The 14,761-nt window shown below is 66.7% G+C and carries 10 protein-coding genes and 2 pseudogenes; 8 read left to right on the top strand and 4 right to left on the bottom strand.

Features of this window, described 5'->3' with window-relative positions:
- The first annotated feature begins 319 nt into the window (after positions 1–319).
- The 8 genes and pseudogenes from IPN47_23115 to IPN47_23080 all read left to right on the top strand — a co-directional run bounded on the left by IPN47_23115 (position 320) and on the right by IPN47_23080 (position 9,092).
- A complete protein-coding gene (locus tag IPN47_23115) occupies positions 320–511 on the top strand; it encodes an efflux RND transporter periplasmic adaptor subunit (protein ID MBK9410886.1) in 192 nt (63 codons plus the stop codon).
- Positions 459–746, top strand: coding sequence for a hypothetical protein (locus IPN47_23110; GenBank protein MBK9410885.1), 288 nt, complete (start codon positions 459–461; stop codon positions 744–746). Before IPN47_23115 ends, IPN47_23110 begins: the two co-directional genes overlap by 53 nt.
- Before the next feature lie 45 nt (positions 747–791).
- Entirely contained in the window at positions 792–1,556 is a 765-nt protein-coding gene (locus tag IPN47_23105; GenBank protein ID MBK9410884.1) for an efflux RND transporter periplasmic adaptor subunit, read from the top strand.
- Positions 1,541–4,054, top strand: a pseudogene (locus tag IPN47_23100) (efflux RND transporter permease subunit). The gene IPN47_23105 and the pseudogene IPN47_23100 overlap by 16 nt, the downstream one beginning before the upstream one ends.
- A pseudogene (locus IPN47_23095) lies at positions 4,027–4,804 on the top strand (efflux RND transporter permease subunit). The pseudogenes IPN47_23100 and IPN47_23095 overlap by 28 nt, the downstream one beginning before the upstream one ends.
- 1,988 nt (positions 4,805–6,792) lie before the next feature.
- Positions 6,793–7,458 (top strand): hypothetical protein, encoded by a 666-nt coding sequence (locus tag IPN47_23090; GenBank protein ID MBK9410883.1) that lies wholly within the window; start codon positions 6,793–6,795, stop codon positions 7,456–7,458.
- Between the two features lie 688 nt (positions 7,459–8,146).
- A complete protein-coding gene (locus IPN47_23085) occupies positions 8,147–8,527 on the top strand; it encodes a DUF2384 domain-containing protein (protein MBK9410882.1) in 381 nt (126 codons plus the stop codon).
- 145 nt (positions 8,528–8,672) lie between these two features.
- Positions 8,673–9,092, top strand: a complete 420-nt coding sequence (locus IPN47_23080; GenBank protein ID MBK9410881.1) for a hypothetical protein — start codon at positions 8,673–8,675, stop codon at positions 9,090–9,092.
- Positions 9,093–9,094: 2 nt separating this feature from the next.
- On the opposite strand, the gene IPN47_23075 is transcribed toward IPN47_23080, so the two are convergent.
- From IPN47_23075 to IPN47_23060, 4 genes are all read right to left on the bottom strand, one after another.
- On the bottom strand, positions 9,095–9,580 hold the full coding sequence (locus IPN47_23075; GenBank protein ID MBK9410880.1) for a DUF4440 domain-containing protein: 486 nt from the start codon (positions 9,578–9,580) through the stop codon (positions 9,095–9,097).
- Between the two features lie 114 nt (positions 9,581–9,694).
- Entirely contained in the window at positions 9,695–11,635 is a 1,941-nt protein-coding gene (locus IPN47_23070) for a heavy metal translocating P-type ATPase (protein MBK9410879.1), read from the bottom strand.
- Between the two features lie 307 nt (positions 11,636–11,942).
- Positions 11,943–12,722, bottom strand: coding sequence for a copper resistance protein B (locus tag IPN47_23065; GenBank protein ID MBK9410878.1), 780 nt, complete (start codon positions 12,720–12,722; stop codon positions 11,943–11,945).
- Positions 12,709–14,661 carry a copper resistance system multicopper oxidase gene (locus IPN47_23060; protein ID MBK9410877.1) on the bottom strand — a complete coding sequence of 651 codons (1,953 nt, stop codon included), beginning with the start codon at positions 14,659–14,661 and terminating at the stop codon, positions 12,709–12,711. The genes IPN47_23065 and IPN47_23060 overlap by 14 nt, the downstream gene beginning before the upstream one ends.
- Between the last annotated feature and the right edge of the window lie 100 nt (positions 14,662–14,761).

Raw genomic sequence — 14,761 nt, 5'->3', positions numbered from 1 at the left:
CGAGGCGCGGCCCACGAAAACCGACCGCCCCCCTGTTCTTGTGCATCGCAGGCGCCGGTCCCGCAGCGCGCGCGTCCGCGGTCGCGCGTCGGCTCTCCGGGTGACGGCCCTCGTGGCGGTCGGTCGCAGGCTGGTCGTCGCATGGTGGCCCTGACGCGAACGTCGACGGTCCCGACCGCGACCGGTGGGCTCGACCACGACGATGGCCGCGCCCGTCGTCGCGGCCTCCGCTGTCGCTGACCGGCGATCAGGCGCGACGCATCGGCGTGACGTTCGCCCCCGGCGTGACCATCAGTGTCCTCCGCGGGAGATCCGTACGGTGGGACAGGTCACCGTGGACGAGACCCGCGTGCAGACCATCGCGCCCAGGATCGACGGCTGGGTCGAGCATCTCTATGTCAACTTCACCGGTCGAAGAGTGATCAGCGGGGCGAGCCATCATGCGCGTGTGCTCGCCCATGCTCGTGACGGCCCAAGAAGAGTTGCTGCTGGCGCAGCGCCTCGTGGGTGACGTGGCGGGCGGCGCCGGACGCACGACTGGCGCGGCAGATCTGGTCGCGTCCGCCCGCCGACGACTCTCGCTTATTGGGACATCCAGGCCGACGAGATCGCCGCTATCGAACGAAGTGGCCGGGTGCAACGCACCCCTGACACTGCGGTCATCGGCGACCGGCGTGGTCGTCGAAAAACGTCACGACGGGGCGCCATCATGGCCGGCGAGGCGCTCTTCCGCGTCGCGGACCTGACGACGGTGTGGGTCGGGGCCGACGTGTACGAAGAACAGGACCTGCGTGCGATCCGCACCGGACAGATCGCCGTCGCCGGGGTTCGACGAGTACCAAGGCGAGCGGTGGACGGGTCGCATTGCCTACGTCTATCCAACGCTCGATACCGAGACGCGCACCGTGCGGGTGCGCGTGGCGCTCGCCAACGCGGGGGTGCGCCTCAAGCCCGGCATGTACGCCACGCTTCGGATCACGGGGGCGTCCAGTGCCACGGGGGCGGCCGTGCTCACCGTGCCGCGCGGGGCGGTGCTCTCGACGGGCGAGCGGACCCTCGTATTCGTCCGCCGAGCCGATGGTCGGCTCGAGCCGCGCAGCGTGCAGGTGGGCGCTGCCTCGGACGACCGTATCGAAATCCTGCGCGGCGTGGCACTCGGCGACACGGTCGTCGCATCGGCGACCTTTCTCGTCGACGCCGAGTCCAACCTCGGCACTGCGCTCGGCGGGATGGGCGACATGCCCGGCATGGAGATCACGGTCCCGCCGACGAGCACGCCGTCGCGCGCCCGCCGATCCGGGGTCACGACCCGCCCCGCGTCCTGCGAGGCCGATGCCGGACATGCGCATGCCGGACACCTCCGGCACCTCCGGCACCTCGGGCACATCGGGCACATCGGGCACACCGGGCAGGACGAACCCGACCCAGCCGGTTCCGTCGACCGCAACGCGCGGCGCGAACGTCGCGACACACGCTGGCCACGGCGGGGTGACGCCATGCTGGAAACACATCATCGAGTGGGTCGGTCCGCAACCGACTCATCGTGTTCCTGCTGACCGCGGGCCTGGTTCTCGGAGGCATCTGGTCGATCCGTCGCACGCCGCTCGAAGCACTCCCCGACCTGAGCGACGTGCAGGTGATCGTGCAGGCCGAGTACGGCGAGCAGGCGCCACGCATCGTCGAGGATCAGGTCACGTACCCGGTGGCGGCCGAGATGCTCAAGGTGCCGGGCGCGCGCACCGTGCGCGGCTACTCGTTCTTCGGCGTCTCGTTCGTGTACGTCATCTTCGAGGACGGCACCGACCCGTACTGGGCGCGCAGCCGCGTGCTCGAGTACCTCAATGGCATCCCGGCAAGCTCCCCGCGGCGGTGACCCCGACCTTCGGCCCGGACGCGACCGGGCTCGGGTGGGTGTACCAGTACGCGCTCGAGGACACGACGGGGCGTCTGGACCTCGCCCAACTCCGTGGCGTCCAGGACTGGTACCTCCGCTACGCGCTGACCGCCGTCCCCGGCGTCGCCGAGGTCGCCAGCATCGGCGGCTTCGAGAAGCAGTACCAGATCGACATCGATCCGGCCAAGCTGCTCGCGTACGGCATCCCGATCACCCGGGTGATGGCGGCGATCCAGAACGCCAACAGTGACGTCGGCGCGATGGTGATGGAGCTCTCCGAGCGCGAGTACATGGTGCGCGGCCTCGGGTACCTCAAGTCCATCGGCGACATCGAAAGCGTGGTGGTGGGCGCCACCGCGGCGCGGCGCGCCGGTTCGCGTGGCGGAACTGGGGCGGGTGACGGTGGGCCCGGCGGCGCGGCGCGGCATCGCCGACCTCGACGGCCGGGGCGACGCGGTGGGCGGCATCGTGGTCATGCGCTTCGGCGAGAACGCCCTCGCCACCATCGACGCGGTGAAGCGGCGGCTGGCGGAGGTGGCAGCCGGGCTGCCGCCGGGGGTGGTCATCCGCCCGGTGTACGACCGCAGCGGCGCTGATCCAGCGACGCCATCGCGACGGTGCGGGGGACGTTGCTCGAGGAGTCGCTGATCGTCGCCCTGGTGTGCGTCGTCTTCCTGCTGCACGTGCGGTCGGCGCTCGTGGCGGTCCTGACGTTGCCGATCGGCATCCTCATGGCCTTCGTCGCCATGCGCTGGGTCGGCGTCGGGGCCGACATCATGTCGTTAGGCGGCATCGCCATCGCCATCGGGGCGATGATCGACGCCGCGATCGTGATGATCGAGAACATGCACAAGCACCTCGAACGCCACGCCGCGGAGAGCCCCGGCGTGCACCGAGGGCCTCAGACCCGGCGCACCGTGGCGCTGGTGAGCCGGGCCGCGCGCGAGGTGGGACCAGCGCTCTTCTTCTCGCTCCTGATCATCACGGTCTCCTTCCTCCCCGTCTTCGCGCTCGAGGGGCAGGAGGGCCGGCTGTTCAAGCCGCTGGCGTTCACCAAGACGTTTGCGATGGCGGCGGCGAGCCTGCTCTCGGACCCTGGTTCCGGTCCCGATGGGACTCTTCATCCGTGGGCGGATCTACCGGGAGCGGGCCAACCCGCTCAACCGGCATGGTCCGTGCCTGTACCGGCCGGTGATCGCCTGGCGCTGCGCCACCGCTGGCCGGTCATCGCGCGTCGGTACGGCGCTCATCGTCACGTGGGTCCCGTGGACGCGCATCGGCAGCGAGTTCATGCCGCCGCTCGACGAAGGGACCATCCTGTTCATGCCGACCACGCTCCCCGGATTCCCCATCGCCCGTGCGCGGGGAATCATGCGGCAGCAGGATGCCATCCTGAAGTCATTCCCGAGGTGGCCTGTGTGGGGCAAGGCGGGCGCGCGCCGAGACGGCGACCGATCCGGCCGGGCTCGACATGTCCGAGACCACCATCACCCTCAAGCCGCGCGCCGGTGGCGTGCGGCATGACCACCGACCGCCTGATCGCGGCCATGGATTCGGCGGTGCGCCTGCCGGGCGTGACCAACGCCTGGACCATGCCCATCAAGGGCCGGATCGACATGCTCGCCACCGGCATCCGGACGCCCGTCGGGGTCAAGATCTTCGGCCCAGACCTCGGCGAGACTCGAACGCCTGGGCAGGGAGGTCGAGAGGCGGCTCAAGATGGTGCCCGGCACCCGCAGCGCCTTCGCGGAGCGGGCGGAGTCGGGCTACTACCTCGACATCGCGATCGACCGGGCGGCCGCGGCGCGTCACGGCCTCAACGTCGGCGACATCCAGACCGTGATTGCCACCGCCATCGGCGGCATGACCATCACGCAGACCGTCGAGGGACGCGAGCGCTACGGCGTGCGCGTGCGCTACCCGCAGGAACTGCGCGACACGCCCGAGCGACTCGCGTCCGTGCTCGTGCCGGTGAGCCACGAGCCTAGGGCGCGCCAGGCTGCAGCGAGGGGACCGAGGGGCATGCCAGGGCATGTCGTCGGCCCAGGGCGCACGCGACGCGCCGCCCGGCGCAGCCGGCGTGTCGCAGGTCCTTGGGGCAGCTGGCGACCATCCGGCAGGTGGCGGGCCCGATGGTCGTCCGCACCGAGGGAGCCGTAGCCGACGGCGTGGTCTACGTGGACGTCGCCGGCCGCGACATCGGCGGGTACGTGGCCGAGGCACAGCGCGATGGTGGCGCGTGATGGTGACCCTGCCGCCGGGCTACCGCATGTCGTGGAGCGGCCAGTACGAATACATGCAGCGTGCGCAGGCGCGCATGACACTCGTCATCCCGGCGACGCTGGCCGTCATCTTCCTGCTGCTCTACTTCAACTTCCGCAGCCGTCGGCGAGACGCTCATCGTGATGCTCTCGCTCCCCTTCGCGCTGGTGGGCGGCGTCTGGTTCCTCTGCGCGCTCGACTACAACTGGTCGGTCGCCGTCGCCATCGGCTTCATCGCGCTCGCCGGCGTCGCGGCGGAGACGGCGGTGGCGATGCTCATCTACCTCGACAGCCTGGGCCGGAGCGGCGCGCGTGGGCCGCCCGCGACCGCCGCAACTCTACGCGGCCGTGGTCGAGGGTGCGGTGGAGCGCGTGCGCCCCAAGATGATGACCGTCACCGCGATCATGCCGGGCTCTTCCCGATCCTGTGGGGACCGGCGCCGGCGCGAGCGTCATGAAGCGCATCGCCCGCACCTATGATCGGTGGCATGGTGGGCAACGCGATTCTCGCTGCTCGTCGTGCCGGCGATCTGGTCTCTGGTACAAGAGCGCGGACTACGCACGGCCGCGCGCAAGGCGGACGACCCATCCGGGCCGCACGTGCCGGGAACGCTTGCCGGGAGCACCGCCTCGCCGTCGCGTGCGTGAACAGGTCACGGTCGGCTTCCGGGGCGTCGCCCGCGGAAGCCGGTGGTGCGGATCTTCTTCTGGGAGGAGCCATGCAGCGCTCGCGTGTGTTCCGGGCCCGGCGGTCCGCCGTCGACCAGACGGCAACGGGGTGGCAGAAGCGCGTCGAACTCGCCTCCAGCGTGGGCGCCGGGATTCTCGGAGCCGGCAGCGCGCGGGGCGTAGACTCCCCGCCTGGTCGGTCGCCCTCTCGTGAATCTGCTGGGTCGCTGCTCGCGCCGCGCCTATCTAGTCGCGCGCGGATAGCCCCACGGCCGACCCATCGACCGGCGACCATCGACCGGCGACCCATCGACCGGCGACCCATCGACCGGCGACGCATCGGCCTGGACCCTTCGACGACCGAGACGGCGAAACGCGGCCGCAGACTCCACGGCTGCGCCTCTCCTCGGTCGGCTCACGCGGTGGTGAACGTGAAGATCATCCCGTAGCTCCCGTCGGCTCCCTGCCAGCCGGCGCCCATCATCCCCATCCCGCCGCTCATCATCCTCCGAGACCGCCCTCCGCCCGACGCGGACTGGGTGTGTCGAGCGGCCTCCCCATTCTGACCCTGCATGCCGCCCATGTGGATGACGTAGGTGGTCCGGGCCTGAGCGTTACACGTCGGGTGGGGTCAAGGGCTACGCTGTGCCACGAAACGTGGCATCCCGTCCATGTCGGCTGTCCCCTTCGCGCCCGGAACCGCCGCGCCTGCCAGCCCCACCGTCCCGGTGCCGCCGGAGCCGCTCCGCGTCCTCCTCACGCGCTCGCGAGAGGGCGTCGGCAGCACGTACCGCACCTGTTTCTGTGGGGAAGCGCGGGGTCAAGAACTTTCGGTCCATCCTCCGAGGCATCCTGGCGGTCGTTCGCGAGATCGAGGCAGGCACATTCGGCAACGCGTACCGCGGCTCCTCGCTCAAGACGGTCTTGCACTCGGTGGCCGAGCAGCGCGAGCATTCCGAGGCGCCGACCACGCGTGGCTCTGGAAGCCAAAACTTCTCATCCTGACACCTACGAATCGCCGGAGAACCATTGCGCCTTCGGCCGCTTTCTCGATACGTGCGTGCGCTGTACCACGGAGGTGCAGGTCCTCGCGGCCGTGCAGCGGCTTGCGGTCGTCCAGAAGTCTTTTGACGCAATTCTAAGGAAGTCTTTTGACGACCTCTGTGTCTCGCCTAACGAGGTCGGCACGTGCCTCGTGCGGGGTATCCTCGGGTCCGGTGTCCGCGGGAGGGTGGGTACCTCATTGAGGCGCGTTATCTTGGGCGCGGCGCAGCTTCCACGGCGCTCCATCAGGGGTATGGGATGAGGTGGGTCTAAGTTCTTTTAAACACGTAACTCGATGCAAAACAAGGGTTTACATTGTAGTAGGCCGCCACTTAGCTCGCTGCCCTGTTACTTCGACAACTTGGCGCCCGTCTGACTTGCGTAAACGGTGCTAGGGTAGTACCGTGAAGGTGATGCAATTGCTGTACGCCCGCCCCTCTGGCAACGGAGGCTCCATAGCGCGGCTTAGCAATCGCAGGATCCGGTGAGGAGAGCCGGCCGTTGCTCGGCAGTTACAAAGGGTCGCGCGGCCCGATGGGGGTTGTGGTCTCCACAACTTTTCGCTGAGTGACTTCGCGATTTAGCATCACGGAACGGCGCGGGCCAAGAGCTCGCGCCGTTCTGCGTTTATGATAGCCGAGGGGTGCCATCCGCGCGCCTCGGCGTCCATGAGTTGCTGGGAGCGCAAGTAGGCTGCGGAAGTTCTCCGCCCCAAAGATATACATGCCCATTCCAGGAAAGACGCTCGCGTTTGTCTACGCGGTAAAGGCCGGACCCGTCGCCAAAGAGCTCTCGGAAGCCTTCCCATCGATCTGGAACAGGATCTGCGCCTCGCCGCCACGGAGAATCGGTCGCGCGGGCCGCAGCACAGGCCGGGGGTGGATCTTCACGGGATTCGGGGTGCGGTCGAGGAGGCACTGAAGGTGAAGCCTCCTCAGATCCGCTCCGCTGTTCTCATTGTCATCGACATGCGAGATGACGACGCGAAACAGCTCACGGAAGACCTTCCCTATCGACTTCCCCTGGTTCAGGTCGTGCCCGTCAAGAGCAAAGGCAATGTCGCCGAACGGGTTCGCGAGCAGCTCGAATACTTCGGGGTGCTGAAGTGTCACTGGCCCGAGAATGTTAGAGATGCGCTAGGCCGGTGGGCGAAGAGATTCCCGGAGATCACACTGCTCCCAAGGGCGCTTCGCTCAGCCGACGATGCCGCAGACTTCGAGGAACCCCGACTACTTCTTGGGAGCCTTCACGCGCTGAAGCGAGTAGAGATCGATTGGCAAATCGCCAAGCGCAAAGACAACAATCGCGCGGTGCATCGAGTGCTTCACATGAACACGCGAGATGCTCTGAACGAACTGATCGAAGACGCCCGATTCGGGGTGAGCGACGCTGCGGATCGAGCGGCCAAGAGTCGCAGTTGGAAATGCGAAGACGACGTGACGCGTTACTTCGGATGGCATCTCAAGTGGAGCCTTCGAAGCATTCGTTCCATCGAGAACCACTGTCGCGTTCACTGGGCGACCCAGCAATTCTCAAAGCCCGTCAGGGTCGATCTCTACATCGGCCACTGCGGTGAACACCTCGACTGATTGTCGATAGTTGGTACCCAATGGCGCTACTGATACGCCCCCGATGCACCCGGAGGTGGGCGGTCTCGGTGAGGCGCAACGCCACATGACTTCGCAGGGCGCGCGGCACCCGTCCGGTCCGGGCGACGCATTGTTCCGGATCGCTGAGGATGATCGCCAACCCGACTGCGGCGATGTTCGACATGTCGTCGCCCGCGATCAACGTAATGTCGCCGTTCTCGATGGCACCCAGGAGGTCTAACGGGCGGTTTTCCACTCGTTAGGTTCTCGACGACGGTTTTGTGACCTGTGTCCAAGAACTTACCTCTCAAACTGTCAAGAGACTTCTGGACGACCCCAGGCGGCTTGCGGTCGTCCAGAAGTCTTTTGACACTTTCGAATGGAAGTCCTTTGACATTGCTCACAAAGCTGCCGTCGGATTCCTAACGAACGGAAAACTGGGCGAGGTTGTGAGCCCCTACCGACCATCTTGCCGACCCCGGCAGGATGGTCGAGTCGTCTCTGGGGGCGCGAAGCCGCCTGTCGTCGCCCGACTTCAACGTGCAGTCTCGTCACCACCGCGCCCCCCGAATTGACAGACCCGCCGCCTGGCGGTAACCGTCCGGGACCACAACGGGTCGGGGAGAGTATGGCCGCACCAGCAGCAATCGCAGCCCTTCTCGGCGGAGCCACCGTGCTTGGCCGAGACGTGCACACCGATATCGAGCTTGCCGCGGAGATCGCTCAAGGGCTCCCCTCGGGGTCGCTCACCCACCTGGTCGAGGAACTCCACCCGGCCTTATCGCCACAATTGATCTACGCCCTCGTCGGGTCCGACCGCGCGCTCGATCTCAAACAGAGGAACCGCGAGCGACTGTCTCCCTCTGAATCAGATCGGCTGGCGCGTTTGGCGCGGATCGCCGTCCGGGCAGAGGAGGCCCTAGGAGACCGGGACACCGCATACCGGTGGCTCGGGACACACAACCGGGCGCTGGAGGGGCGGCAGCCTCTGGAGTTACTCGGCACGGACGCAGGCGCGACGGAGGTGCAGGAGGTGCTCGTGCGCATCGAGCACGGCGTATACGGCTGAGTCACGCTTGAAGGTAGTCGGCCTGCTCCGGTGCGGCCTCAACGGCCTATCAGCCCCCAGATCCCGCTCATGCCTGACCCGAATATCAAACGTCGGGGAGACGCGCTCTACTGGGTCGACCGCTGCATCGCCCGGCGCCGAGGCCGTGAAGCTGATCGACGTGCTCTGGCTGAAGCGCGACCCGTTCAGCGTCCCGACCGGCGGCGTCGCCGGCGCGTTCGAGGTGGAGCAGACGACATCCATCGACTCAGGGATCGTTCGAGTACTCGACGTGGCGCTCGGCGCACCGGATGCGGCCGTGACGCACCTGTTCCCCGTCGCGCCAGACGAGCGTGAGGCCGATGTGCGAGCGCCACTCGCGCGCCCCGCGTTCAGCCGCGTGTCAAATCTTCGCGTACGCTACCTGCCATACGGTGAACTTGCGCGTCCCCGAGCAACCATGGCGCGCTTCGGCACGGGGATGACGGCCGTCGAGGCCGTCGCGAACCTTGGTTTGATCTGCCCGATCAATGTGACGGATTGTAACCGCGCTCTGGATCCGTGCGCGGCCAGTACTGATGCGTAGAACTAGGGACGTCGGGCTCGCGACGACCAGTGGATCGCGCTGATGTGCCAGCCGTCAGGGGTGGCAGTCGCGCGGGTCAGGACCATCAATTCCGCACCGGCCGTATTGATCGCGCGCCCTCGATATTCGCCCTGGGTGGTGCTCGTGGACGTCGACCACGCGACGTCGCCACCTACCACGACGCGCACCGCGCTGCGTTCACTCTTCACGGCACGCGCGAAGCCGATGTCGCCCGGCAGGTGGTGGCTCCGGTACTCCTCCCGGGTTTCGACACCCCCGCTCTCAGCAATGGTCACGTCCGGCGCGAGCAGCGCGAGCGCGGCGGCGCTGTCGCCGGCGGCAAGAGCCGTGTGAAAGCGCGCGACGGTGCGCGCCACGGCCGCGGAGTCCGCGGTCTGGGCGCGGGCGACGGTCGGCATGATCGCGCCCATCAGGAGGCCATAGGAGGCGGCGAGCGCGACGGACATGCGGCGAACGGTCGGGTGCATCACAGTGAAGCCTCGAGAGGGGTCAGAAGGGAAACGCGGAGGGCCAGCGTCCGGTGACGCTACGGGGCCTCGTGGCTCGCGGCAAGGCGGGCGTGTGTGCAAGGCGCGGTGCCATCACAAACGCGCGCGGCGGAGCAACTGGGCGTTGACGGCGACGATGATCGTGCTGAGCGACATGAGCACCGCACCAATCGCAGGCGTCAGAACAATGCCCCAGGGGGCCAGCACTCCGGCGGCGAGCGGGATGGCCACGATGTTGTAGCCGGCCGCCCACCACAGATTCTGGACCATCTTGCGGTAGGACGCGCGCGACAGCGTGATGATGCGCGGAATATCGCGAGGGTCAGATCGCACCAGCACGATGTGTCCGGCTTCGGCCGCGCCGTCAGTGCCCGCGCCGATGGCTATGCCCACGTCCGCCGTCGCCAGTGCCGGCGCATCGTTCACGCCATCGCCAACCATCGCGACCCGTCGCCCAGACTCCTGGATCTCTCGCACGTGCCGCGCCTTGTCTTCGGGCAGCACTTGCGCCAGCACGTCGTCGATCCCCAACTCGGCGGCCACGGCATTCGCTACCTCGCGCGCGTCGCCGGTCATCATGGTCACCTGCACGCCGAGCGCGTGCAGCGCGCGCATGGCTTCGTAACTCTCCGGGCGGATCGCGTCGGCGATGGCGAGTGCGGCAAGTACACGGCCGTCTTGCAGCAGGTAGATGACTGCCTGCCCGCCCTTCTTGGCGTCCGACACCGTTGCCGTCAGTGACGCAGGGACATCTGCGGAGCGCTCCTCGAGAAGGGCCGGTCCGCCCATCTCATACGTCACGCCATCGATGGTCGCCGCCACCCCACGCCCAGGCAGCCCACGCGCATCAGACACGGTCGGCATTTCGATTCCTTCTTCACTCGCGGTACGAATGATACCGCGTGCGATGGGATGCTCGGACTGCGACTCCACCCCTGCGGCGAGACGCAGCACCTGCTCTCGTGTCACACCGTCGGCCATGGCCAGCGCGACGATGCGGAACTCGCCAAGTGTCAGTGTGCCAGTCTTGTCGAATACCACCGTATCGAGTTTGCGCGCTTCCTCCAACCCGCGTCGGTCTCGTACGAGCAGTCCGTGCCGCGCGCCGATTGCAGTGGAAATGGCGACCACCAGCGGCACGGCGAGCCCCAGTGCGTGCGGGCAGGCGATCACCAGCACCGTCACGACGCGCACGATGGCGACATCGATGGTGGCGCCAACAGCGAGCCAGGCGACAAGTGTCACGAGCGCGGAACCGATGGCCACCCACGTCAACAATCGCGCCGCACGATCCGCCAGAAGCTGCGCGCGGGACTTGGACGACTGCGCATCGGCGACCAATCGCATGATGCCCGACAGCTTTGTCTTCTCGCCGGTCCCGGTCACCGCGATCTCGAGCACTCCATCGCCGTTGATGGTGGCCGCGATCACTTCGTCGTCAACGCCTCGTTCCACCGGTCGTGATTCGCCGGTGATCATGGCTTCATCCAACGTGCTCGAGCCGCGCACGATTGTACCGTCCGCCGGCACGCGTTCGCCGGGACGGATGAGGAGTTTGTCACCCTCGCGTAGCTCGCTCACCGCGACGGTCTCTGTCCCGCCACTCGTAATGCGCGTGGCTTCATCGGGCAGGAGCTTCGCCAACTCCTTCAGCGCGCCCTGTGCCTGCTGGATCGAGCGCATTTCGATCCAGTGCCCGAGCAGCATGATGGTCACCAGAGTCGCCAGCTCCCACCACAGTGCTTCGGCTCGTAGCACTCCCAGTTCGACCACCCACGAGAACACGAACGCCACCGTGATGGCCAGCGAGATAAGCGTCATCATCCCTGGCTGTCGCGCGCGCAGTTCGCCGGCGGCGGATCGGAGAAACACGAGGCCGCCGTAAAGGAAAACCAGCGTACCAAGGGCCGCAGGGATGCGGGCGGAGAACGGAAACACGGGCGCCGTGTAGCCGAGCAATTGTTCGATGTGCGCGGACCAGATGACGACCGGCACCGTCAGTAACAGAGAAAGCCAGAAGCGGTCGCGGAACATGCCCGGGTTGTGGCCGGCGTGCTTGTCGTGACCGCCGGACTCGTGCGCTTCGGCTCCGTGCGCTTCGGCTCCGTGCGGCCCGGCGCCGTGTGGTTCAGCGTCGCGTGGTTCTGCGCCGTGAGGCGCGGCCCCGTGAGGCTCAGCGCGGTGCGGCTCGGCTCCGTGCGTCTCGGCTCCGTGCGCCGAGCCGTGGTGACGAGCGGTCTCGTGCACGTCGTGTTTTCCTGATTTCCCGTCGTTCCCGTGCATCGCCCGCCTTCCGTACGTCAGGGTGCGCTGCTGTGCTCGGCGATCTCGCCGGCACGTGTTATTGCCAGAGCCTAAGGCCTGCCACAAGTCGCGCTTCCCCGGCCGCCCCACCCGCTTGCCGCGCAAACTGTGCTGTGCGTCCATAACCCCGGTCCCACACCACACCGAAGTACGGCGCAAACTCGCGGCGCAGCTCAATGCGCGTTCGCAAACCGAACGAGGTACTGCTGAGTCCTCGCCCGATACCGAACTCAACTTCATCGCGTAGTGACACGGCGGACTCGAGACGGGGCTGCAACACCAGACGCTGCGTCAGGTACAGGTCGTACGACACGGTGAGATCGAGCGACACGTTGCCGTCCGTTGTCACGAACATCGACGGCTCCACCTCGAACCAGCCGGGGGCCAAGCCCTGCAAGCCCGCTACCGCGCCCACGCGCGTCGCGGCGCTGCCGTCTTCATTCGCCTGGTCCACGCGCACGCCGATCTGCGCATCCCACCAGGGCGATACGAGTCGACCGTACAGCACCTGGTACTCGCCATGCAGGCGACTGCCGCGTGTTGCGATGCCTCCGTCGGCCTTCGCCCAAAGACGATTCACCGCGCCTCCGGTCCACGCCAGCAGGTCGTAGTTCACGGGGCGATTCACGCCGGAGGGTGCATACTCCAGCACTTCCGAGAGCACAAACGTCTCTCTCCCCCACGACATGTCGTGCGCGCTCGAATGAGGTAGCGTATCGACAACTTGCGCAGCCAACGGACCGCTGCTGGCCAACATCAATGCGACAATGAGCACCGGCGCGGCCAAGAACCGCGTGACGCGATCAGGCTGCATCATGATGCCCCTCGTGTTCGCTCGCGGCTTTGCTTACGCGCACTTCGCGAAACATGCCGACTTCCATGTGATACAGCACGTGACAATGAAACGCCCAGCGGCCGAGCGCGTCGGCCGTCACCAGCAGCGACACCCGCTCTGCGGGCTTCACGTTGATGGTGTGAATGCGCGGACTGCGGTTGCCGTGGCCGTTCTCCAATTCCATCCACATCCCGTGCAGATGCATGGGGTGATTCATCATGGTGTCGTTCACCATGGTGAGGCGTATCCGCTCGCCGTACGTCAGCTCAATCGGTGAAGCCTGATCGTACGGGATGCCGTCGATGGCCCACGTGTACCGCTCCATATTGCCAGTCAGATGCAGCTCGATCTCACGCGTTGGGGCACGGAATTCTGCCCAAGGCTCCGCTGAGCGCAGCTCGGCGTATCGCAGCACGCGGCGCCCGTCCCCACCAAGGCCGACGCCAGGCTCCCCGAGGCGACTCTTGGTGCTCATGGGCACCATCGCGTTTCCAACCCCGTGCGTTTCCGAACTGTGAGGCGTTTCAACTGGCAGCGTACCCGGTGCGCGCAGGGTAGCTGTCGCTATCGCGGACATATCGTGACCCGCGTGCGCGTCGGCGGTCGCCGCCGGGACCTTGGCCGGCATGGCGTGCCCCATCGCCGCGTGATCCACCGCCGCACCGGTACTCGCAACCGTGTCCGCCTTCGCCCCGTGGTCCATGCCCTTCATGGCGCCATGATCCATGCCCTCCATGGCACCGTGATCCATCCCCGCCATGGCACCGTGGTCCATGCCCATATCGGCCATGGTCAGCAGCGGACGACGGCGACGGGCAGGAAGCGCGGCGACGACACCGGCACTACGTGACAGAATGCCGGCCGTGAACCCACTCCGGTCCATCGCTTCCGCGTACACACCATAGGCACGGTCTTCGGGCAACTGCACGATCACGTCGTACGTCTCGGCGAGCGCGATGCGGAACTCGTCGGTTTCCACCGGCTCGACCGGCTGGCCGCTCACCTGGACCACCGTCATTGGGACGCCAGGAATACGCACGTCGAAGTACGAACCGGCCCCGGCGTTGATGACGCGCAGCAGCACGCGCTCCCCGGGCATGAACTCGCCCGTCCACGGTGCTTCGGCCGTACGCCCGTTTAACAGGAAGCTATACGTCGCGCCCGTCACATCGGCGATGTCGGTGGGGTTCATGCGCATGCCCGCCCACATGACACGATCACTCACTGCGGCCGAGAGGCCGTCGCGAGAGACATCGCGAAAGAAGTCCATCACCGTGCGACGCTGAAAGTTGTACGCGTCGGGCTGCTTCTTGAGACGGGAGAGCACTCTGTACGGGCTCTCGAACGTCCAGTCAGAGAGCACGAGCACGTGCTCACGGTCGTACGAGGGCCCGGTTCGCTCCGCAGGCTCGATGATCAGTGCCCCATAGTGCCCGAGCTGCTCCTGCAAACCCGAATGGCTGTGGTACCAATAGGTACCCGCCTGATTGATCGCAAACCTGTACTCGAAGGTTTCGCCGGGACGAATGCCCGCAAAACTCAGTCCGGGCACGCCATCCATCTCAGGCGGCAAGATGATGCCATGCCAATGAATAGACGTGTCTTCCGACAGCGTGTTCCGAACGCGGATCACGGCCTGTTCGCCTTCGCGAAACCGCAGCACCGGTCCCGGCACGGTCCCGTTGATGGTGACTGCTTTTGCGTTGCGACCATCCAGTCGCACGACCGTTTCCGCGATGGCGAGGTCGTACTGGCGCACGTTGTTCGGCGCCGGGGGCAGCGGTCGCAAGCCGGCGTCGAGCAGGGCGTCGGGCGGCGATGCTCGCAGCGGAGAGGCTAGGGCGGAGCCCGCGCCGATAACTGCGGCGGTGCGTACAAAACTCCGACGGGATACGCGTGAAAACAAGCGCAAGTCGCTCATAGAACAGTAGGCTAGCGAAGGCCCGAAGAAATATACCCCTAGGGAGTATTGTATATACCCCCTACCCCTATGTCAATACCGCCTTCCCGGCGGGCCGCTT

This window comes from Gemmatimonadota bacterium (genome assembly GCA_016719105.1).
GTDB lineage: Bacteria > Gemmatimonadota > Gemmatimonadetes > Gemmatimonadales > Gemmatimonadaceae > SCN-70-22.
Note: the sequence above shows the minus strand (reverse complement) of the source record. Positions and strands in the feature narration are given on the sequence as shown.